Genomic DNA, 21,766 nt, shown 5'->3' with positions numbered 1-21,766 from the left:
GCATTCCCGGGCGGGTCTATTCGCCGGACCAGCACATCAGCGTAGTCCGATGGATGAGCCTGGCGGGGCGTGGCCGTAGCCGCACGTGGGCGAGTTCGCCCTTGCGGATGGCGCTGATCAGGCGTTTTTCGGCTTGGTCGCGCCAGTGTGAGGCGAGTTGGCCTTGGATGCCGCGGCGGGCAGCGGCGACCTGGACAGTGACGCCTTCGAGTCGGGTTTCGGCGATGATGTTCGCGTCGTCGGCGTCGATCACTCCGATGGCGACAGCTCGTGCGAGGACGAAGTCGGGGTGGTCCCACGGCTGTAGTGGTGTGCGGGGACCGGCGGGTTCGCTGTCGAGCGGGTCGGTGGTAACGTCAGCGTAGCGAATCTTGAGTCCGGCACGTTCGGCGGCGTCGAGCATGCGCCCCAGTACGCGGCGTTGGTTGGCGTCGACGCGTTCCAGTAGCTGTTCCCAGAAGGTCTTGAGCATTTCCGCGTCGATGTCCTCGACGTCGCCGAGGAAGCCGCGGGCGATGTTGCCGGCTCGCTTGCGTAGGCCAGGGATGGCGATGCCGATCGCGCCGATGCCCCAGCCGGCGCCGTCACGGCGGGCCCGTACGACCAGCTCCCGCCACACCGTGTCGCGGATCTGCGGTGCGGTGTCGCGGTTCAGCAGGAAGGCCTTCAGCTCGTCGAGGGCCATGAGTCGCTGCGGGCAGCCGGGGATGTCGCGTCCGTCGAAGGCGATCGGTACGGGCCGGCGGATGAGGAGATCGAAGGCGCGTTGGTGGGCGTCGAGCGGCGACAGGCGGCTGGAGGTGGACGGCATGAACCTCTCCCGGGGGCTCCGAAGCGCCGTACCGACTGGCACGGCCCGGCTCATCCACTCACACCCACCCAACAGCAATCGGAGTACGCCGATAGACCGTGAGCGGTGGGTGCGGCCGGGTACGGGCATGTTGGGTGCAGGTCGGGGCCTTGATCGCCCGACGGTCCGGCGCAGGTCACGACGTGCCGAAGTTCAATCGCGTGGACAGCGTCGGCTGTTGGCGCAGCTCAAGGCCCTGTTGGCTGCTGTTGGCCAAATTTCTGGCCAACAGCAGCAGCGGCAGGGTTTCTTGCTGCCTCGCCGGGTGCAGACGGCCGACCCGATAGAGCGAGCGCCCGGCGCTCGGTGTCTGCCAGCTAGCGGTGTCGCCGGCAGAGCCGACCCTCCAGATCGCTGAATGTCTAACGCGGGGCGGGGCATCGCCTGTTGGGCGGCTTGTCTCGCGTCGTTGGGTGGTGCCAGGCCGCTGTTGGGCTGAACCAGCCCGGACTCTGGGCAAGATGTTGGGTTGAGCGGCTGACCAACTGGCGGCCGGTTGGCCAACGGTCCTGTCGGCCCGCGTCGCTGTTCGGTGCTGTTGGTCGGGAGAGCCGGGCGGGCCACCGCGAATCCGTGCCCGGTCGCCCTATTGGGAGTCGTGAGCACGGGCCAGCCGGTGGAAGCCACCCGCCGATGACCGAACCCTTCGCAACACCCGCACACTCCGGCGAGCCGCCTCAGCCGCAACGCGGCGAACAAGCGAGTCGCGACGCGCCCCCGCCCGATGGGGTCGCGTACCGCGACTACCTCCGGGTGGACCTCGCTGCCGGTCCGCCGGTTCCGATCTCGATCTGGCGTGCCATCGGCACGGACGGCGACAACGAGGAGCCGATCCACCAGCGGCTGGCGCGGCGGCTCGTCGTCACCTATAGCCGCCGCGGCGCGGCCGTGGTCGACTTCGACGGCGACCCCGGCCTGTGGGAAGCCGCCGCGGCGACCGGCCGCCTGTACCTGCCCGTGACTCAGCCCGCCGACCTCGCCGACATCGACGCCGTCCAGGTGGACCTGGTCGTGCTGCGGTGGCCTCGACCGCACCCTGCGGTCGAGGCTGTGGCGGATCTGTTTCGTGCATTCCGGCTGGTGGTCACCCCTGACGGCTTCGCCGTGCTCATCGTCGACCCGACCCAGGACGGCGGCAGCTACCCCGAACAGACTGGCCGGTTGATCCCCGAAGCCCGCTCCGGCGGCATGCGCTACCTGCGACGCATCATCGTGATCACCGTCCCCACCGCTGTTACCGGCGGCGACACTGCGTCGGAGGACGACACCACCTCCGGGGATACGGCGACCGGACGCCCGGTGCGCGTCGATGTCCTCGTGTTCGTCGTGGCGGGGGGCCGCCGTGACTGACACACAACGCCGCTCCTCGTGCATGTCGGTGCCGCAGCGGTCGGTGTGGCTGCTCGGGCAACGCCCGGTCACCGCCCAACGGCGCGGCAAGTACGTCCACGGCTCGGCGGCGCATCCGCAACGGATGTGGCCGGACCTCGCCGCCGCCGCGATCATCCGGTACAGCCAGCCTGGAGACCTGGTCCTCGACCCCCTGGCCGGTGTCGGCACCACGCTGATTGAAGCGGTGGCGGCGGGTCGCGACACGATCGGGGTCGAGTACGAGCCGGACTGGGTGCGGCTGGCCCAGGCGAACCTGCACCGCGCGAACCGCGCCGGCGGAACCGGGCAGGGCACAGTCCTGGCCGGCGACGCGACCCACCTTCCGGACGTGCTGCCGTCGGCGCTGCGGGGACGTGTCGCGCTGGTGGTGACCTCACCGCCGCACGGACGCCCCCTCCAGGGCCGTGTCGCGAACCGCAGCCGCCGTGTCGACCTCGCCGCCGGCATGACCGCTGTACTCACCGGCTGTCTGCCGCTGCTGCGACCGGACGCCACCGTCGTGGTCACCCTCCGCTGCCACCCCAACCACCCGGCCGTCGAAGCGCCGGACGCGATCCCCGCCGCCGGCGCCGGAGCTGGTCTGACGCTCATCGAGCACACCATCGGCGTGCTCGCCGACGCCCACGACGGCCGATTCGTCCCCACGTCGCCCGCCAGCCCGTCCGCAACGGCCGCCTTGCGGTGGGACGGCTTTCCCTCTCACACGAGCGCCTACGAGGACATCTACGTCTTTCGGCACCAGCCGTCCGCAGACCTGGTGGCACCCGACCAACACGGAGTGCGCCCGTGATGGCCAGCCCGCACCGCCGTCCGGGCCTCCCCCGCGTGCGCCCGATCAGCTACCGGCAGGCCAGAGACTTCCTCGCCACCCACCACCAGCACCTCACCGCACCGCAGGGCCACACGTTCTCCCTCGGCCTGACCAACCACGCCGCCGACCTGCTCGGGGTCGCGGTGGTCGGCCGACCGCTCGCCCGTCACCTCGACGACGGGCTCACCGCCGAGATCACCCGCCTGGCCACCGACGGATCCCGCAACGCCTGCTCCGTCCTGCTGGCCGCCGCCTGGCGCGTCGCCCGACACATGGGCTACCAGCGGATGATCACCTACACCCGCGCCGACGAACCCGGCACCAGCCTCCGCGCCGCCGGCTGGACCGCCGTGGCCGACCTGCCCGCCACCCCCTGCTGGGACCGGCCGAGCCGACCCCGAACGTCGCGCGGCGCCGACAACATCGCCCGGACCCGCTGGCAGGTGGCCACCCCCGACTGGACTCGCGAACCCCGAAGGCGGCGCCGGCCACGACGGCGGGGGGAGGCCGGATGAGCAGCCACCACACCGCACCGTCCGACCGGCTCCTGTACCACCGAGACGAGAAGGTCACCCTCTACACCGGCGACGCCCAGCAGGTCCTCGCGACCCTGCCCGCGGCAAGCGTCGACATCGTGGTCACCAGCCCGCCCTACTACGGACTGCGGGACTACCGCCAGCCCGGCCAGTACGGACTCGAACCCACGCCCCACGACTACGTCAACACGATGGTCAACGTCTTCGGGCACGTCCACCGGGTCCTCAAACCCACCGGCACACTCTGGCTGATCCTCGGCGACTCGTACAGCCTCAACTCCGGCGGCGCACCCCAAAGCGGCACCTACTCCGGCTACCGCAGCCCCGACACCACCCAACCCGGACTCATCCGCCCCCGCACCCAGGACATCCTCCCCGCCAAAAACTTGATCGGCATCCCATGGAGGGTCGCTCTCGCGCTCCAAGACACCCGGCAGTGGATCCTTCGCCAAGCCGTCGTCTGGCACAAACCCAACGCAATCCCAGCAAGCGTACGAGACCGGCCATCCTGCTCCCACGAGTACATCTTCATCCTGGCCCGATCACGCTTCTACTACTTCGACCTCGACGCCATCCGCGTCCCTCTATCGCGGCCCGAGGCGCTGGACGGAACCAGGATCATCGGCGGCCGCCGCAAAGGAACCCAGGGCGGCATCGGGGCCACCGCCCGTCGGAGAGGCGTCACGCCCTACGGCGCGAACCAGCCCAAGTACGTCACCGACCCCGCCGCCCACCGCAGCAACACGGCCCGCAACAACCTCCTCGCCAACGGCCGCACCCACCGCAGCCACCACCCCCGAGGCAAGAACCCGGGATCAGTCTGGTCGATCCCCACCCGTCCCTTCCGGGAAGCGCACTTCGCCCTCTACCCGATCGACATACCCCTACGCGCCATCATCGCCGGCTCTCCGCCCGGCGGCGTCACCCTCGACCCGTTCAGCGGCGCCGGCACCACCGGCCTCGCCGCATTGCAACTCGGTCGTACATACATCGGCATCGACATCAACGCTGACTACCACGACATAGCCCTCGACCGAATCGATACGCCGCGACAGCCCGGCAGGCATCCGTGACCGCCCGCTCTCAGTCCACACACAACGGCACGCGGCCCGATGGCATCACAGACACGAGAACCCTTCCGGCCCGAGGGTCGTTGAAGGGGGAGGCCGTGACTGGACCGGACGGTGCGCCGCTGGACAGAGGTCTCGTACTGCACGAACCACTGCCGCATGCGCGGAACGCTGTTGGCGTAGGTCGGTTCGTGCAGGCATCCGCCGGCGAATACCTACAACCGTCACCGGCGATGCCGATTCCAGCGCTCGTGGACACTGCGCGCGGAACTGACGTCCGCTGCGTCGTCACGCCAGTCGACCGCGATGGGCGGCTTGCCGATCGGTCCGTACTTGCGTTCATGGGTTGGCCCGCAGGGCAGGCGGTGGCGTTCGTGAATGAACCTGGCCTGATTGTCGTCGCCCGCACCAGTGGCAGCGGCCGAGTCGACCGGCGTGGCCATCTGCGGCTTCCGCTCTCCGTGCGCCGCAGATGTGGGATCCTCGCCGGAGACCGGGTGCTGGTCACCGCGAACCGGCAGCGCAACGAACTGCTGGTGATTCCGATGGCCGCAGTGGACGCCATGGTTGTCCGCTACCGCCAGCCAGAGGACAGCCAGGCGCGACGATGACCACGCCGATGGATCATCGCCACGCACAGCTGGAGACACTGCGGAGTCTGCTCAAGCAACTGGGTATCACCCCTGAACAACTGCTCACCGAGACGACGGCAGCGTCGGTCGTGGTGCCGACGTTCGAGGAGTACGTCGGCCAAGTTGCCGAGGCGGTCTCACCCGGTACCCGCCGGGTCTACGGCTCGTACTGGCGACGTGTCTGCCACCACTGGGGCAAACGGCGAATTACCGAGCCGACGCCCCTAGAGATCAAACGGCTGGCCGAGGGCATCCGCAGCGATGTGGTCGTGCGCCGCAACACGCGCGGTGGCCGTACCGCGGCCGAACACCTCATCGCCGCCATGCGCTGCATCTACCGGCACGCGGTCATGGACGGGCTGATCCGGGAAGCCGACAACCCCGCCGCCAAGGTGGCCAAACCCCGCCGGCTGGCCAGCACCCGCCGCGCTCTCCCCGAGGCACAACTGGCCGCGATCATCCACATCGCCACAACCACCGGCAACGACCCGCACCTGGACGGCCTGCTGATCCGACTGCATCTGGAAACCGCCTGCCGACGCGGCGGCGCTCTGGCGCTGCGTCCACGAGACCTGGATCCAGACCAGTGTCTCATCTATCTACGCGAAAAGGGCGGCGCCTCCCGCTGGCAACCGGTCTCACCGACCCTGATGCAGCACCTGCTGGCACACCACGCCGAACGTGGCGATGATGACCGCAACGGAAGTCTGCTGCGCTACCGAAACGGCCGACCGTTGACCTACCGCCGTTACGACCATCTGTGGCAGCGCATCGGCGCTCACCTGCCCTGGGTTGCGGCGCAGCAGGTCAGCACCCACTGGCTGCGCCACACCACCCTTACCTGGGTCGAACGCACCTTCAGCTACGCGGTAGCCCGCGCCTACGCCGGACACGCCGGCAGCAACGACGCCAGCACAACAATGACCTACGTACGGGCAGAAATCCAAGAAATCGCCACCGCTCTCGCCGGACTCACCGGGGAGTCGCACCCTCTGGCCATCTCCGGCACCAGCATCCACGATTCGCCAAGGGTCCGCCTCGCCACCTTGACAAGCCCACCTGGCGACATTGAGTAACGGGTCGCGGTGATATCCCAGGTCGCGGTGCGATGATCGGGCCTGTTGGCATAGAAATGCCTACCACCAACGCTGCGGTCATCATGATCCATGGGGACGGCCCCGAGCAGGCCAAACAACGAACTTCGCCTCCACCACCGTCGCCTCAGGACAGGGCCCGTTGTCGGCCTACAAGTTCGAGTACAGAGGTAGGTGCGACCGAAATTGCCCTCGGAAACGTGGAGGGCTCTGTAGCGCGGCTTGAGCCCGCGGTCACCCGCAGCGGCGACGTCGCCGGGGTGATCTTTCACAGCGACTGCGGTAGGGCACCTCCGCGGAGTTCGCCGAGGCATGCGCCCGGTGGCGAGTACGCCAGTCGATGGGGCGAGTCGGGTCGTGCCTCGACAACGCCGTCGCCGAGGCCACCTTCTCCACATCTCGAGTACGTGCACCGTCGGCCGTTCTGCACCCGCGCCGAGGCCCGAATCAAGATCGCTAACTGGCTTACCGACTTCTACAACTGGCGTCGCCGGCACTCCGTCTGCGACGGCCGCTCACCCATCGACTACGAACGATCAACGGCGCGAGCTCTGGAGCTTGAACCGAATAACGGAGCCCTACGCGTTTCCAGGGGATGGACAACTGGGCACCTGTGGTGTCCGAGCGGGGACGTGGTGGGATGACGGCGGCTGGGTTCAGCCCCAGATCATGACGTCGGTGCTGACGGGCGAAATCGGGGAGCTTGGTAGCAGTCCTGTCACGTCGATGTTGTAGGCGCCGGGTGGGAGGTCCTGGATTGTGCTGGTGATGGTCCCGCTGGTTGGCTTGGGTGTGCGGGAGTCGATCATGTGGCCGGCTTCGTCGGTGATGGTGATACGGATGGGTTGTCGACTGCGGTCTACTGTGGTGGCTTTGATGTGAAGGTCTTCGCCGGCGAAGATGAGTTCCGGTACGTCGACCTGCAGTTCAACGGCGTCTGGGGCTCGTATGATGACTGGGCGTGCGGTGAGGATGCCGTCGAGCTCATCGAGCGCTGCAGTGTTGCGTTGCAGGTTTCCGTGCCTGTCGGCGATACGGCGCAGCAGTGGGCTGTCCATGGGGACGTCCGATCGGCAGGCGGCAACAATGGGCACGGTGGCGTCGCCGTAGAGGTCTTCATGCCGGTAGGTGTTGACGAGTTCAACGCGGCCGTTGGTGAGGTGGCCGATGGTTGCGGTGGGTTGGTGGATACCGACGATAGCGTGGGTTGTGGTGAGGCTGGCTGGGCGGGCAGTTTCAGCGTCGATGAGTTGGGTGTGGAAGCACATCCCGTCGTTGACCTTGTCGCGGTCGAGTTCGGGAATGCTGGCTTCGGTGGTCTTGGCGAGGTCGGTGCCGTGTTCGATGCAGGCGTATTCGGGGAGAAGTTGGTACATCGACGGCAGGCTGCGAATGAGGTCGGTCAGATCGATGCTGAGCCGTCCGAGGCCCTTGTGGGCGCCGTTCACGAGTTGTTCGAGGGCTTTGACGGCGCCGCGGTAGGGGGTGCCGAGGGTGATGAGTTTGCGGGTGATCTCGGCACCGCCGCACTGTTCGACGTACCAGCGGGCGACGAGGCCGCCCATGGAATGGCAAACAAAGCTGACCTGGGCGTCGGCGTAGGGGCCGCCTTGGGCGCGCCAGCGTTCCAGGGCGGGTTCGATGATGCTGGCGAGGCGTTGCCCGTTGTAGCGGTTGGATAGTCGCCAGTCGTAGGCGACGGGGAGCATGTTGCCGGGTGGGGCGTCGGGGTGGTTGACCGGTTCGCGGTAGCCGAGGGAGCGGAGCCGGGCCAGGAGCCGGTCGTAGCCTTTGACCGGGGTCCAGATGCCTGGCAGGACGTGCAGGTCTGGCATGAGGCCAGCGGGTTGGACCCCGTCGTCGGGATGGTTGTCGCCGATGTCGTCGGGTAGCCGCAGCTGATGGATGGAGCGGCCGAAGGTGGCGATCGCTCGGAGAGCCGAGCCGGCCGATGGCGCCCAGACAAGGTGGTTGTGGTGGAGCAGGGTGCTGCCGAGGATGCCGGGTAGGACGACGATGAGGTCGGTCGGGGTGGTCATGATGTTGCTCCGGGCGGGTCGGCGGGTGGCTCGGTGAGCGGGGGGATCAGGGGTAGGACTGCGGGGTGGTGCTGTCCGATGTCCGCGAGCCGGGTGATCCACGCGACGGTCTGGTCGGGGTCGAGCCGGCGCGCGTGGGTCAGGATGGTCAGCGCTTGGTCGAGGTCGCCTGCGGTGGCGGTGGCGACGGCGAGGTAGAAGCCGGCGGTGGCCGCGTCGGATGCGGTGCTGGCGGTGGTCGAGGCCAGGACGGCGGCGGGGGCGAGGGCGGTGCTGTCTGGCTGGTGGGCGAGGCGGTTGAGCAGGTCGGGGAATCGGTCGGGACGGGCCAGGGCATGCAGCGCGGGTTCGGCGTCGCCGGTTTCGGCCAGGGTGAGTAGTGCGCTCGCGCGGGTGGCCGCGCCGGTTTGGTCGTGCTGGGCGAGTCCGGCCACGGTGGTGCGCACAGTGTCGGTGAGCAGGTCGTCGCGCCGGTCGGCCAGCAGTGCGGCTTGGGCGGCGGGGTCGGCATCGGCGAATTCGTGAGCGAGGACGGTCAGCAGCAGCGGCCGGTACGCCGCATCCACGCCTTCGATCCGCGCGGTGGTGCGCAGCGTGCTGTAGCGCTCGGCGTGTTGCTGGTCGAGTGGTAGGAGCGCGTCGGTGACGGCGGCGTCGGCGGCGGGTGTCAACAGCTCGGGATGGGCGGCAAGGTGGTCGCGTTCGTCGGTGTACGTTGCGGTGTCGATCCACGCTTGGGCGGTGGCGAGGAGGCCGGCGTCAACGATCAGCCACCCGGGCAGCGTGCCGTTCTGTGCGGTCCAAGCGGTGTCGAACCGGTCGGGGTCGGCCGCGCGGTGCCGGCGTGCCTGCTCGTGCACAGCGGCGATCAGAGGCCGGTCGTTCCCGGCCAGCGTTAGGGCCGTCGTCAACCATCCCACGGCGGCCGGGTCCGGTGGTTCCGCCATGCTCGCCCGGGTCAGCAGCAGGTAGGCGGCCTGCGGTGGCGTGACGGCGGCGAGGACGCTTTGCCATGCGGCTTCCGCCGCCGCGGGGGCGTCTGCCTCCATGTAGCGGTTGCCGAGGTTGTTCAAGGCGCCGGCCAGGTTGGGCAGGAAGGCGGGGTTGGCTGCAGCTTGCTCGCGGCGCAGAGTGACGGCTTCCTCGGTGGGGGCGACCGCGTCGGCGTGACGCCCGACCTCGCTGTAGCGGACGCCGAGGTTGTTCAACGCGCCGGCCAGGTTGGGCAGGAAGGCGGGGTTGGCTGCAGCTTGCTCGCGGCGCAGAGTGACGGCTTCCTCGGTGGGGGCGACCGCGTCGGCGTGGCGCCCGACCTCGCTGTAGCGGACGCCGAGGTTGTTCAACGCGCCGGCCAGGTTGGGCAGGAAGGCGGGGTTGGCCGCGGACAGCTCATGGTAGAGGGTGACGGCTTCCTCGGTGGGGGCGACCGCGTCGGCGTGGCGCCCGACCTCGCTGTAGCGGTTGCCGAGGTTGTTCAACGCGGCGGCCAGGTCGGGCAGGAAGGCGGGGTTGGCTGCAGCTTGCTCGCGGCGCAGAGTGACGGCTTCCTCGGTGGGGGCGACCGCGTCGGCGCGGCGCCCGACCTCGCTGTAGCGGACGCCGAGGTTGTTCAACGCGGCGGCCAGGTCGGGCAGGAAGGCGGGGTTGGCCGCGGACAGCTCATGGTAGAGGGTGACGGCTTTCTCGGTGGGGGCGACCGCGTCGGCGTGGCGCCCGACGCCGCTGTAGCGGTTGCCGAGGTTGTTCAACGCCGTGGCCAGGTCGGGCAGGAAGGCGGGGTTGGCCGCGGACAGCTCATGGTAGAGGGTGACGGCTTTCTCGGTGGGGGCGACCGCGTCGGCGTGGCGCCCGACCTCGCTGTAGCGGTTGCCGAGGTTGTTCAACGCCGTGGCCAGGTCGGGCAGGAAGGCGGGGTTGGCCGCGGACAGCTCATGGTAGAGGGTGACGGCTTTCTCGGTGGGGGCGACCGCGTCGGCGTGGCGCCCGACCTCGCTGTAGCGGTTGCCGAGGTTGTTCAACGTGCCGGCCAGGTTGGGCAGGAAGGCGGGGTTGGCCGCGGACAGCTCACGGTAGAGGGTGACGGCTTCCTCGGTGGGCGCGACCGCGTCGGCGTGACGCCCGACGCCGCTGTAGCGGACGCCGAGGTTGTTCAACGCCGTGGCCAGGTCGGGCAGGAAGGCGGGGTTGGCCGCGGACAGCTCACGGTAGAGGGTGACGGCTTCCTCGGTGGGCGCGACCGCGTCGGCGTGACGCCCGACGCCGCTGTAGCGGACGCCGAGGTTGTTCAACGCCGTGGCCAGGTCGGGCAGGAAGGCGGGGTTGGCTGCAGCTTGCTCGCGGCGCAGCTTGACGGCTTCCTCGGTGGGCGCGACCGCGTCGGCGCGGCGCCCGACGCCGCTGTAGCGGATGCCGAGGTTGTTCAACGCGCCGGCCAGGTTGGGCAGGAAGGCGGGGTTGGCCGCGGACAGCTCACGGCGCAGCTTGACGGCTTCCTCGGTGGGCGCGACCGCGTCGGCGCGGCGCCCGACCTCGCTGTAGCAGTTGCCGAGGTTGTTCAACGCCGTGGCCAGGTCGGGCAGGAAGGCGGGGTTGGCTGCAGCTTGCTCGCGGCGCAGCTTGACGGCTTCCTCGGTGGGCGCGACCGCGTCGGCGCGGCGCCCGACCTCGCTGTAGTGGACGCCGAGGTTGTTCAACGCGCCGGCCAGGTTGAGCAGGAAGGCGGGGTTGGCCGCGGACAGCTCACGGTAGAGGGTGACGGCTTCCTCGGTGGGGGCGACCGCGTCGTGTCGGTGTCCCCACCGTCGGAGCTGGTCTGCGACGGTCAAGGCGGCCATCGCCACATCCGGTGTCAGCGCTGGGTCGACCTCGGCCAGGTCACGCAGCAGGTCCAGTCCGGCCGGGCCGGCATCGGCGGCGTGGCGCCACTGGTAGCGCCATAGGTATCCCGGAGTCTGTGCGGGCACGCCAGCGTCGAGCAGGCTGCGGTACCTGCCCGTCAGCGCCACCGCCACCGGCAGTGCCTGCGGGTCAAATGTCGTCTGGTGGGTTGCCCGGTATGGCGGGCGGAGGTGGTCGGCGAGGCTTTGATGTGCCAGCCGGTACACTGCGACACCAGCTTCGCCGTCCTGCACGATGTAGCGGCCGAGCTGGTGCAGCAGCCAGGTCAGGTCGTCGCGGTCGAATCCAGCCGGCGGCCGGTTGCCCGCGTTCGCGATGGTCAGCCATTCTTCCTCGGGCAGGCCGGCACCATACCCGCGCGTCAGCGCGGACAACAGGGTTCGTGCCAACGCGGTCTGGTCGTGCTGAGGTTGCCAATGCTGGGGCGTGTCGATGCCGGCGATGTCGTTGTGGAACGCTTCCTCGGTGGATCCGGCAACCTTTTCCCGCCAGCCGTCCTCAGAGGTGTCGACCGGCCTGGCTCGTAGCTGGTCGGTGACGAGTCGGGCGAGTAGGAACGGTCGGCTGCCGACCGCCGGCGGTCCAGCGCTTGTGCCCGCGACGTGTTCGGCTACGAGTATTGGGTCCATGCGGGGGTTGATGCCGGACAGCCGGGCGTGGATGTAGTCGCGAAGGTCATCGCGGGTGCGCTGCTGGGCGTCGGCGGTGTCAAGATCCAGGCCCGGGCCGTCGGGAGCGAGGGTGGCCACCAGCCTGGGCCCGTCTCCGATGCGGGGCAGGTCGCGGGTGGACACCACGACGACCGCATACGGGGACAGGCGCAGCAGCAGCTCCTCGGCCAGCGGGAACGCCTCACCGCGGGCCTCGTCGACCCCATCGACGACCACCACTGGCGGTGGCGTACCCGCCTCGACTGCCCGCTGCAGGTGTCCGACCAGCTCCGCGGCGTTGCGGCGCTCCTCCTGCGCCACCAGCACCCCTTGGCGGACCAGCTGTCCCGCGATCAGATGGGCTGTCAGGTCCGCGGTCAGCCCGCGGGCGTGCACGTGCGCGTGCACAGAGCTTTCACCGGGGTCATGGTGGCTCCACTGGTGTCCGTCGGACAACAGCCGTTCCCGCTCCTGTGGGTTGGACAGGCTCACCACCCGGCCCACGATCGCGGACTTGCCGGTACCCGCCGACCCGGTCACCACGTACACGCCAGGCTGGCCGGCCCGTACCCAGGCCACCACCTGGTTGACCTCCACCGTGCGGCCGGTAAACCAGGACCGCTCGTCCACTCGCTGTCCACCTCGCGCGGCGAGCAGCAGATGCTCGACTACCTGCTCCGGCGCGCCAGGGTCGTATCGCGGGTTGCGGAACATCCACCATGCGCTGCCGCGGCCCTGAAACTGGGGTGTCTGGCGGTCGCTGTTCCACTCCTTGACCACCGCGTCGCACAGGTCGTCACCACGAATGAACTCGTTGTGCACCGACCAGCGCAGCTGTAAGGCCGGCAGTTCCGGACCGACGTGCAACAGCTCCCGCAACCGCTTGCCTAACAGACCATCCTGGGCTGTCTCTGCCGCCTGACACGAGGTGAGCACACCGACCCACACATGCTGCCCCTCGGGTGGGACCTGCTGTAGCACCTCGACGGCGACGGTGGCCGCATTAAGCGCCTCTCCAGAGAAGCAGGTGTCGAGGATGAACAGCAGCTGGTTGGCACCGGACACCGCGCAGTAGCCAGCGACGTCGGTCATGGCGATGCCCGCCGCGGGGCTGCGTCCACTGTCGCGCGCCAACAACCTCAACCCGTTGCTAGCAGCGAGTCCGTGTCCGCTCCACAGCAGCACCAGTGGATCCCCGTCGGACACGGCGCCCTCCAGCGCCTGCAATAGTCGACGGGCGGTACCCTCGTCCGGGTCGGACACCACCTCGCAGGTGAAGCTGTCCACCAACAGATGCCGCAGTTCGTCCACGTCCCCGACCGCCCGCGGCAGGTCACGGTGACGACCCTGGTCGTACGAGCCGATTCCGATGCCAACGAAACGCCCCACCAGATCCGGTGCCCTCCCCGCGGTGACCAACAATCCGCGCTCGACCATATACACAACCGCCACCCGCTGAAATGACGGAAACCTGTCACCCGATATCGCCACGCACCATTACCCCTGCCAGCACTGAACCATCGCAATGACCAGCGGTGGACGCTTGCTGGGCTTGGCAGGCAAGTCTCCACAGAACTCGGGGCGGTTCATCTTGCGTTGGACCCACGGCTGGTAGGTCTCAAGCGGGAGGGCAAGGCATTCATCCCGGATGGCATCCCACCGTGCCCGGACCTCGGCCCGAAGGGAACTACCGCTGGTCTACGAACATGAGAAAACTATCAGGCACCAACGTCGGGTGGTGTGGCTACGACGCTGCTCCGCGTGAGCCAAACTATTGTGTGCCAATCCTCGAACCTCCGCTTGTAGGCGCAGTGCCCGGCGGCGTGGTCGGAGTCGCCGGCCTGCCGGCGAACGCCGGGATCGTCCGGGCAGGCGGCGTTCGACCTCGAACAGGTTGGTGGTGGCCACCGAGCGGAGCAGAGCGACGAGGACGCTGGCGCCGTGGCCAACGGTTGCCGAGCCAGTATGCCGGCGCCCGGAAGCGGTAGAACGACTGGTCTCCCTCGCCACAGGCGAGGGAGACCGCAGGTGATCATTGTCTAGGGTTCCGCAGCGAGAGGATGCTCCTCACTAGTCAGATCGGCCACGGCAATCGCGACCTCCTGCAGTGTTGCCCGTACGTATGTGGCCGTAGAGCCGTTCCCGGCGCCTTCCGTGTGTCCGGCGTAAGCGCGGGCCACGGCGTGACCATGGGTACGTTCTACCCAGGTGAGGGTCGTGTGCCGTAGCCAGTGGGTGCTGATCTGCTGGGTGTGCACCCAGCGCAGATGCTGTCCGATCCGCGACCACAGGTGGTCGTAGCGCCGATAGGTCAGCGGCCGACCGTCGCGGTAGCGCAGCAGGTTGCTGTTTCGGTCTCCGTCGCCTCTCTCGGCGTGATGCGCCAGCAGGTGCCGCATCAGCGTTGGGGAGATCGGCTGCCAGCGAGATGCGCCGCCTTTCTCTCGCAGGAAGATCAGACATTGGTCGGTGTCCAGATCTCGCGGGCGCAGCGCCAGGGCCCCGCCGCGACGGCAGGCCGTCTCGGTGTGCAACCGGATCAGCAAGCTGTCCAGAGCTGGGTCGTCTCCGGTGCTGGCCGCCACCTTGTTGATCTCCGCCAAGCGGGCGTCGCCGATCGCTCGTCGCGTGCTGGGCAGCCTGCGCGGCTTGTCCACCTTCAACGCCGGGTTGTCAGCCGCGTCAAGGTACCCATCGGCTACGGCTCGCCGGTACAGGCAGCGCAGCGCGGACACCAGATGTTCTGCGGCGGATCGTCCGCCGCGGTTGTTGCGTCGTGTCACCACGTTGGCCTGCACCTGGGTGCGCAACTGCTCAATCTCGGAGGGAAGGGGCTCGTCGATGCGTCGGTCACCCCATGCTTGCACCACCCGTGTCCAGTAGGAGCCGTATGCCCGGCGGGTGCCGGGTGACACGGCTGTGGCGACGATCGGCACGTATTCGGCAAATGTCGGGGCGGGGGGACGGGTCGGCTGTACCCCCAATAGATCGGCGGGGGAGATGCCCATTCGCTCTAGCATCAAGCGGGCGGCCTCCAACTCCGGCCGCCCAGCGGCGGTCTGGCTCACGCCGTCTCTCCCCTCTTCATAGCCGAGTGCGTGCCAGCCAGCAGCCGGTCGAGCACCGCAAGGGGATGCGCCGCCAGTACATCTGCGGAAAGCTGGGCGACCAGCAGAACGCGATCTCCGGCCTTGAGCCGGCACCAGCGTCGCACCGTCAACGGCAGGAGCATGTAGCCGCGGTCGTCGATGCGGTGGACACCATCGGCGGCCGCGCAGACCAGGATGACTCCGGACTGTTCGCGAATGTCCAGGCGGGTTTCCGGTGCCCAACCGAGCGCTCGGACGATGCTGCGGTCGGCGATCCGGCCGCTTTTGTCCACCGCGCTCAACGCGTAGGCGGTGTCCGCTGTTCGGGCGTACTCGGAACTCAAGGCTGGCAGGGGAAGCGGCCGTCTGGCTCTACCCAGTGGCCCTGGGCCGGTGCCGGTGTTCCCGGGAATCACCCTGGGAACCACGGGCGGCACGGACGAGGCGCTCATCGCCACCACCCCCGCCCTTGCCCGGCAGGTGTCTGCAGTGACGTCGGATGGTGGATGGGGTGTTCATAGTGGTTTGAACACAGGTACGGGTTGTTGCGCACCGGTGCGGACCGTGGGGGTTCAAGTCCCCCCTCGGACACGAAACAAATCCCAACGGTGTTCGCCAAGATCAATCTCGGCGTGCACCGTTTGTGTTTCTGCGGAGTACGTCAGCCTCAGCCGTAGGCTTCGGTACAGGTCGAGCTTGTCTTCGGGGTCTGCCTCCTTCAGCGCCGCAGCGATGTTGCCCAGCTTGGCGATCAGCGAGGCGATGTCCTCGGCGGTCATTGAGTCGATGGCGTCGGACTCGCGTGCAGCGGGGCGGCTTGCCAGCGCCTTGTCGCGCTGCTGTTCAGCTTCGGCGATCCAGCCCGCCACGACCGCCGGGCTGGCTCCTTCGTCGAGAGCCTGTCTGTAGCGGGCGATCTTCTTGTCGAACTCCGCGGTGATGTCGCCAGCGGCCGGTTGCCGTGGAATCGCCGGCCGGACCTCTGCGCCGAGTTGGCGAGCCAGCAGCTCGACCGTCTGATCGCGTTGTGAGGGGTCGAAAGCGGAGGCGATCCAGTGGTCTCACCACGGCTTGATGTGAGAGGCGACGAGCATCCGCGGGGCCTGTCGGTCGTCGACGGTCACTGACAGGCCGCAGAACACGCAGCGGTGTGCGTGATTGCGTAGTACGTCGCGGGCGAAGCGATGTTGCCCGACACGCGCTGCGGCGATCAGGAGCAGTTCGGTCACCTGGTCGGTGACGCCGGGGTGCTCCGTCTGGACAGCGTCGGCGATCTCGCTGGTCCTCAGTTCGTCCTGGCCGAGCAGAATCAGCGGCGCGTCGTCGTGCTCCAGGTACAGAAAGTCGGGTAGGTCCTCGGCCGTGACGCCGATGTCGCGGGCCGCTCGCACGATGATCCGATACACGGATGCCAGCTCGTCCTGACCGCCGAGCAGGCGGGCGGCGACCTCTACCTCGTGTCGGGCGCCGTTGCGGCGGCTGCCATCGAGATTGGCCATCTTTGCCAGGATGCTGCTGTTGGGACGTTTGAACAGCTGGGCCAGGCTGGGGACCGGCTCCTTGAGGTTCCCCCGATAGCTCGGAGACTTTCGATCATGGTCTGATAGGCCCTGACCAGGAGGTTTTCTGTGCCCGCCCCTCGTAAGTACCCGGACGAGTTGCGCCAGCGTGCGGTGCGGCTCTACCGGGAGTCCGACCCCAAACCGGTGATCAAGCGCTTGGCCGAGCAACTCGGTGTGCATCCCGAGGCGCTGCGTAACTGGATCCGCCAGGACCAGGCTGATCACGGTGAGCGCTTCGACCAGCCCACCACCGCCGAGGCCGAGGAACTGCGCCGGCTCCGCAAGGAGGTCGCTGAGCTGCGCCGAGCCAATGAGATCCTCAAGGCCGCGTCCGCTTTTTTCGCATCGGAACTCGACCCGACCCGGCGACGGTCATGACGCTCGTGAGCGAGCTGCGCGACCGCTTCGGGGTCGAGCCCGTCCTCCGGGTCCTGAACATCGCCCCGTCGACCTACTACGGGTGGCTGGCCCGCGAGGCCACTCCCGGCCCGCGGGAGGTCGAAGACCGCGGGCTGCTGTCGGAGATCGTCGACATCCACGACCGGTCCGGGCAGACGTATGGCAGCCCGCGCGTGCATGCCACCCTCGCCCGCCGGGGCATCCGCGTGGGCCGCAAGCGCATCGAGCGGCTGATGCGTGAACACGACCGGCAAGGAGCCTTCCTGCGTAAGGGCTGGCGGGGCGGGTCCACGAAGCAGAACCCGAAGGCCGATCCGGCACCGGACCTGGTCAACCGGAACTTCACCACCGACGCCCCGAACCGGCTGTGGGTGGCCGACGCGACCCGAATCACCTGCGGTGATGGTGTGCTCTGGCTGGCCGCGGTCCGCGACGCGTTCTCCAACCGGATCGTGGGCTGGAAAACCTCCGACCGGTGCAACACCGACCTCGTCCTCGGCGCCCTCGAGTACGGGATCTGGTCACGCGACGTGCGTGACGGTCAGTTGATCCATCACAGCGACCGCGGATCGACCTACACCGCGATCAAATTCTCCGAACGCCTGGCAGACAACGGGATCCTGCCCTCGATGGGCTCCGTCGGGGACTCCTACGACAACGCCCTGATGGAAAACTTCTTCAGCACCCTGAAAATCGAACTGGTCTACCGCACCTCGTGGCGTACCCGAGACGAAGCGGAGAACGCGATCTTCGCCTACATCGACGGGTGGTACAACCGCGAACGCATCCAGAAGGACCTCGGCTGGCTGTCACCCGACGAGTACGAAGCCGCCTGGTACACAAAGAACATCGATACACCGAACCCCGTGAACACCACCCACGAACAGGCTCTAGCCTGCTAAAACGCCCTCCGCGTTATCGGGGGAACCTCACCTCGGCACGGTGCGCCGTTGACCCGCCATAGCGGCGGCGGTCGACCAGCAGGCTCGCGGCCAGGCACAGCAGCGTCTCCACCGGGGTGAAGGCGACCTGCCGGCGGCCCTCGGCGGCCCATGGGCGTACGACGATCGAGCGCCATTGGGCACGGGCCGCGGACGGGGTGATCGCGAGATAGTCCGCCGCCGTAGGCATGCACCCTCCCGCAAGCCCGAGTCATCAGCCCTCAGCGTAGATCGCCGGCGTGCGAATCGGATCTCTACTTTGGCTGCGCCCCGGGGGGACGGACCCGTGTGTGGTGCTCCGATGGCGCGAGCTGACCGGCTCCGGTGAGCTGGTTCAACATGTAGCCCCGAGCCCGACCTTCGCTGTCGGCATCCCGGTGCTGGAAGTTCGTACTGGCTCGGCCAGTGCGAGCGGGAGGAGGCGGCATGGCTGTGGCGGGTAGTTCGATGGCGGTGTATCGCTGCGAGTGGTGTTGCCGGGTAGGTTGCTGGGTTCGGAGTCGGTTCTCGGTTGGGGGTGGTTGATTCGTGTCGAGTGTGGAGGAGATCGCTGGCGAGTTGCGGGCGGTGACTGCGGGTCTGGAGCGGGCGCAGAGTCTTACCGCGGCGGCTGATCATCAGGTTCAGCAGGTCGCTGCCCGGGCTGTGGGTGCGGGGTTCGCGGCGGTCGCGGCGGGGATGGCGCGGGTTCGTGCCTCGATTTCCGCTGTTCAGGCGGGGCTGGGTGGGGCCGCTGGGACGGTGGGTGAGGCGGCTACCGCTGCCGCGAGTGTGCCTCGGGAGGCTGCCACTCCGCAGGAGACCATCTCTGGGTTGGCGCAGGTGCAGCAGGCGATCGCCGGTGCCCGTGAAGCCACAGCTGCGACGATCGGTCATGTCGATCAGGCCCGGCAACTCGTCGGTACGGTGCTGCGGGGCGGGCAGCCGGGCCCGCTTCTGCAGTCTCTCGACGGCGTCAAGCAGGTCCTGGTGCTCGTGGTGCAGCGCTGCGGGGCCGTGCAACAGGCTGCGGAAGCGGCCGTCGGGCAGGCGCGAGGGTTGGGGTCGTCGGGAAACTGATCGGGGCTGGTCCTCCCACACCGGCCAGCCCTACGCCGACGGCCCGCGGCGACGCGCCTCGCGTCGTGTCCGAGCAGCAACAGGACGACCTTCCGGCGTGGGGGAGAAGAGCCACGGGGGTCGAGAACGGCACGCCGACGGGTCCGCGTACCCGAGTCGGCGCCAGGATCGACGACAGCACCCGACGTGCTTTGGAATTGGAGAACGAGTGCGCCGACACCGTCGCCGGCAAGGGTTACCGGGTGCATCAGAACCCCACGGGACAGCAGGTCGGCGACGCCCGTGACCGGACCGGTGACCGTGGTAACCCGGACAAGGACCCGGACTATCTGATCGAAGGGCACGTCTTCGACTGCTACTCGCCGCAGGCCCGAACGTCGGTGCGCAACGTGTGGAGCCAGGTCCGGGAGAAGATCGACGATGAGCAGACCCAGCGGGTGGTGCTCAACCTCAAGGATTGGGAAGGTGACGTGGTGGCGTTACGGCGTCAGTTCGACCAGTGGCCGATCGACGGGTTGAAGGAACTGGCGGTGGTCACCCGTGACGGTACGATCCGTCAGATCGTCCGGCGAGACTGAGAGGGCGCCCCTGATGGCCGTGGAGTTCCGTCTGGTCCTGGCCGGTGACCCGCCCGTCGCCGAGGTAGCTGCCCTGACTGCTGCCGACCCCGGCGAAGTCCCACGCCCCACCTCGAACCCTGCCCTGCTCTCCGCCCGCCTGTACGACCAACGCGGCTACGCCATCACCGTCCGCGCCGGAACGAACGGCTACTGGGAAGCCGAAGCCGACGGCGAGGCCCGCTGGGAATGGGAACCCGCGACGTACGTGTCCGTCACCTTCTCCATGCGCGCCGACGACATCGCCGAGAAGGGGATCCCCAACATGGTGGCGGCGGTCAAGCGGGTCCTCGCCGGTCGTGACGAGGACGCGGCGCTGGTGCAGGAAGGCAACTACCTTCTGCTGACCCGCACCGACGGCGTCATCCGCACCCACCGCCCGGACTGGTGGCACCACTACCACCTCGACCGGTCCTTCACCGGCTGACCTTCACCGCGCCGTGGGACGCGGACGTCCGCAGATAAATGCCGTCCAAGCGTCGCTCGGCCTGGTGGTCAATGCTGCTGTTGGCCTTCGGGGTATCGCTGGTCTAGTACGGCAGCCGCCGTTTGAGATCTTGCTGTTGAGGTGGGGTGGACGCGAGGCGGCCACCGCGTGATCGTCTGTACGTTGTGGACATAACTTCAGATCTGGCGGTGGCCGCAGGCCACAGCGTAGACCCCGCCGCGTGGGAGCGGGTCATGGCCGGGGTGCTCGGCTGCTTCGCGGGCCGGTTCGGGCGGGTGGAGCCGCGGCGGGCGGCGGGAGAGTTCGTCTCTGGTCTGCTATCTGACCTTGAAGTCAAGACATGTTGGCAGTTGGCGGAGCAGGCCGGGCACGTCCGGCCGGACGCGATGCAGCGGTTGTTGTACCGGGCGGTGTGGGACGCCGACGCCGTTCGTGATGACCTGCGGGCTCTGGTCGCGGGCCGGTTCGGTGACCCGGACGCGGTCCTGGTTCCGGACGAGACGGGAGACCTGAAGAAGGGCAGCCACACCGTCGGGGTGCAGCGGCAGTACACGGGCACGGCCGGGCGGATCGAGAACAGCCAGGTCGGGGTGTTCCTCGCCTACGCAAGCCGGCACGGGCACACTCTGATCGATCGACGGGTGTATCTGCCGGTGTCGTGGACCGACGACCGTGACCGCTGCGCCGCCGCGGGGGTGCCCGACGAGGTCGGGTTCGCGACCCGGTGCGAGCTGGCCGCCGACATGATCACCGCAGCCCTTGATGCCGGTGTCCCGGCGGGGTGGGCCGCCGCGGACGAGGCATACGGCAACAGCAGCGTGTTTCGTGCCTTGCTGCGCGAACGCGGACTCGGCTATGTCCTCGCGGTGTCCCGCAGTCATCTGGTGCCGCTCGACGGCGGCAAGACCCGCGTCCGCGCCGACCGGGTGGCCGCCGACCTGCCCGCCACCGCATGGCAACGCCGCTCGGCCGGGGCCGGATCCAAGGGCCCACGCTTCTACGACTGGGCCTGGCTCGACGACGTGTGCACCGACGCCGACCCGGACGACGGCGGACGGCACAGCCTCCTGATTCGAAAGAACACGACCACCGGTGAGCTGGCCTTCTACCGCTGCTGGACCCCGAAGCCGGCCACTCTCGCTCAGCTCGTGCGGGTCGCGGGCATCCGCTGGACCGTCGAGGAGAGCTTCCAGGCCGCCAAGGGCCAGGTCGGCCTGGACCAGCACCAGGTCCGCCGCTGGGACTCCTGGCACCGGTTCACCACCCTCGCCCTGGCCGCACTCGCCGTCCTGGCGATCTGCGCCGCCGACGCCGCGACCGACGCTTCCACCGACCACGGCTTGATCAAGCTGACCGTCAACGAGATCCGCCGACTGATCAACGCCTGCATCATCCGCCCGATCACCGACCTCGCCCACCGTTTGCACTGGTCAGGATGGAGACGCCGGCATCAAGCCCGAGCCCGCCGAGCCCACTACACACGCCGACTCAACCTCGAACTCCAGCCATGATCCCAAACGGCGGCTGCCGTATTAGCCGCAGAGGTTTGCCCATCACGGCCCGCTGACGCCAACCTCCGGTTGTATCCCATTGAAGCCCGCCAGGGAGAGCAGGTCACCGTCCATGGAGATGGCTATCCTCCGGATGTGGCGATCGATATCAGTCTTCGCGGCAAGGTG

At 68.4% G+C, this 21,766-nt stretch carries 20 protein-coding genes and 1 other annotated feature; of the genes, 12 read left to right on the top strand and 8 right to left on the bottom strand.

Annotated features, from left to right (window positions below; genetic code table 11):
- Nucleotides 1–16: 16 nt before the first annotated feature.
- Nucleotides 17–811: a hypothetical protein gene (locus O7597_RS31400; protein ID WP_281581616.1), complete on the bottom strand. Its 795-nt coding sequence runs from the start codon at nt 809–811 to the stop codon at nt 17–19.
- 672 nt (nt 812–1,483) lie between these two features.
- Here O7597_RS31400 and O7597_RS31395 point away from each other — a divergent pair.
- The 6 genes from O7597_RS31395 (at nt 1,484) to O7597_RS31370 (ending at nt 6,367) form a co-directional block, all read left to right on the top strand.
- Complete coding sequence (locus O7597_RS31395) at nt 1,484–2,200, top strand: hypothetical protein (RefSeq protein ID WP_281581615.1); 717 nt, start codon at nt 1,484–1,486, stop codon at nt 2,198–2,200.
- Complete coding sequence (locus tag O7597_RS31390; protein WP_281581614.1) at nt 2,193–3,032, top strand: DNA methyltransferase; 840 nt, start codon at nt 2,193–2,195, stop codon at nt 3,030–3,032. The genes O7597_RS31395 and O7597_RS31390 overlap by 8 nt, the downstream gene beginning before the upstream one ends.
- Nucleotides 3,032–3,568, top strand: a complete 537-nt coding sequence (locus O7597_RS31385) for an XF1762 family protein (protein WP_281581613.1) — start codon at nt 3,032–3,034, stop codon at nt 3,566–3,568. The genes O7597_RS31390 and O7597_RS31385 overlap by 1 nt, the downstream gene beginning before the upstream one ends.
- Complete coding sequence (locus O7597_RS31380) at nt 3,565–4,662, top strand: site-specific DNA-methyltransferase (RefSeq protein WP_281581612.1); 1,098 nt, start codon at nt 3,565–3,567, stop codon at nt 4,660–4,662. Before O7597_RS31385 ends, O7597_RS31380 begins: the two co-directional genes overlap by 4 nt.
- A 188-nt stretch (nt 4,663–4,850) precedes the next feature.
- Nucleotides 4,851–5,270, top strand: a complete 420-nt coding sequence (locus tag O7597_RS31375; protein WP_281581611.1) for a hypothetical protein — start codon at nt 4,851–4,853, stop codon at nt 5,268–5,270.
- An 8-nt stretch (nt 5,271–5,278) separates the two neighbouring features.
- Complete coding sequence (locus O7597_RS31370; protein ID WP_281581610.1) at nt 5,279–6,367, top strand: site-specific integrase; 1,089 nt, start codon at nt 5,279–5,281, stop codon at nt 6,365–6,367.
- Nucleotides 6,368–7,041: 674 nt separating this feature from the next.
- On the opposite strand, the gene O7597_RS31365 is transcribed toward O7597_RS31370, so the two are convergent.
- The 6 genes from O7597_RS31365 to O7597_RS31340 all read right to left on the bottom strand — a co-directional run bounded on the left by O7597_RS31365 (nt 7,042) and on the right by O7597_RS31340 (nt 16,560).
- The gene (locus tag O7597_RS31365) at nt 7,042–8,424 is read right to left on the bottom strand and encodes a hypothetical protein (RefSeq protein ID WP_281581609.1); all 1,383 of its coding nucleotides are present in this window, start codon (nt 8,422–8,424) and stop codon (nt 7,042–7,044) included.
- A complete protein-coding gene (locus O7597_RS31360) occupies nt 8,421–13,409 on the bottom strand; it encodes a tetratricopeptide repeat protein (RefSeq protein ID WP_281581608.1) in 4,989 nt (1,662 codons plus the stop codon). The genes O7597_RS31365 and O7597_RS31360 overlap by 4 nt, the downstream gene beginning before the upstream one ends.
- Before the next feature lie 602 nt (nt 13,410–14,011).
- Nucleotides 14,012–15,040 carry a site-specific integrase gene (locus O7597_RS31355; RefSeq protein WP_281581607.1) on the bottom strand — a complete coding sequence of 343 codons (1,029 nt, stop codon included), beginning with the start codon at nt 15,038–15,040 and terminating at the stop codon, nt 14,012–14,014.
- Nucleotides 15,037–15,363, bottom strand: coding sequence for an AbrB/MazE/SpoVT family DNA-binding domain-containing protein (locus tag O7597_RS31350; protein WP_281581606.1), 327 nt, complete (start codon nt 15,361–15,363; stop codon nt 15,037–15,039). The genes O7597_RS31355 and O7597_RS31350 overlap by 4 nt, the downstream gene beginning before the upstream one ends.
- A gap of 270 nt (nt 15,364–15,633) precedes the next feature.
- On the bottom strand, nt 15,634–15,930 hold the full coding sequence (locus O7597_RS31345) for a hypothetical protein (RefSeq protein WP_281581605.1): 297 nt from the start codon (nt 15,928–15,930) through the stop codon (nt 15,634–15,636).
- Nucleotides 15,931–16,122: 192 nt separating this feature from the next.
- Nucleotides 16,123–16,560 (bottom strand): hypothetical protein, encoded by a 438-nt coding sequence (locus O7597_RS31340; RefSeq protein ID WP_281581604.1) that lies wholly within the window; start codon nt 16,558–16,560, stop codon nt 16,123–16,125.
- A 129-nt stretch (nt 16,561–16,689) separates the two neighbouring features.
- Between O7597_RS31340 and O7597_RS31335 the strand changes: the two genes are divergently transcribed.
- Both O7597_RS31335 and O7597_RS31330 read left to right on the top strand, forming a co-directional pair.
- Nucleotides 16,690–17,001: a transposase gene (locus O7597_RS31335; RefSeq protein ID WP_269742286.1), complete on the top strand. Its 312-nt coding sequence runs from the start codon at nt 16,690–16,692 to the stop codon at nt 16,999–17,001.
- Nucleotides 16,956–17,069: a sequence feature (AL1L pseudoknot), on the top strand. It overlaps the preceding gene by 46 nt.
- Nucleotides 16,998–17,924: an IS3 family transposase gene (locus O7597_RS31330; protein WP_281580763.1), complete on the top strand. Its 927-nt coding sequence runs from the start codon at nt 16,998–17,000 to the stop codon at nt 17,922–17,924. Its footprint overlaps the feature before it by 72 nt. The genes O7597_RS31335 and O7597_RS31330 overlap by 4 nt, the downstream gene beginning before the upstream one ends.
- A 13-nt stretch (nt 17,925–17,937) precedes the next feature.
- Here O7597_RS31330 and O7597_RS31325 read toward each other — a convergent pair whose 3' ends face one another.
- A complete protein-coding gene (locus tag O7597_RS31325) occupies nt 17,938–18,153 on the bottom strand; it encodes a hypothetical protein (protein ID WP_281581603.1) in 216 nt (71 codons plus the stop codon).
- 338 nt (nt 18,154–18,491) lie between these two features.
- On the opposite strand from O7597_RS31325, the gene O7597_RS31320 reads away from it, so the two are divergent.
- The 4 genes from O7597_RS31320 (at nt 18,492) to O7597_RS31305 (ending at nt 21,598) form a co-directional block, all read left to right on the top strand.
- Nucleotides 18,492–19,022, top strand: a complete 531-nt coding sequence (locus O7597_RS31320) for a DUF6244 family protein (RefSeq protein WP_281581602.1) — start codon at nt 18,492–18,494, stop codon at nt 19,020–19,022.
- Nucleotides 19,023–19,189: 167 nt separating this feature from the next.
- Entirely contained in the window at nt 19,190–19,600 is a 411-nt protein-coding gene (locus O7597_RS31315) for a hypothetical protein (protein ID WP_281583345.1), read from the top strand.
- 13 nt (nt 19,601–19,613) lie between these two features.
- Nucleotides 19,614–20,066, top strand: coding sequence for a SitI3 family protein (locus O7597_RS31310; protein WP_281581601.1), 453 nt, complete (start codon nt 19,614–19,616; stop codon nt 20,064–20,066).
- A 254-nt stretch (nt 20,067–20,320) separates the two neighbouring features.
- Entirely contained in the window at nt 20,321–21,598 is a 1,278-nt protein-coding gene (locus O7597_RS31305) for an IS701 family transposase (protein WP_281580117.1), read from the top strand.
- The last annotated feature ends 168 nt before the right edge of the window (nt 21,599–21,766 follow it).

Origin of the sequence: Verrucosispora sp. WMMC514 (assembly GCF_027497295.1) — a bacterium.
Lineage (GTDB): Bacteria > Actinomycetota > Actinomycetes > Mycobacteriales > Micromonosporaceae > Micromonospora > Micromonospora palythoicola.
This window is presented reverse-complemented; position numbering and strand designations above follow the sequence as displayed.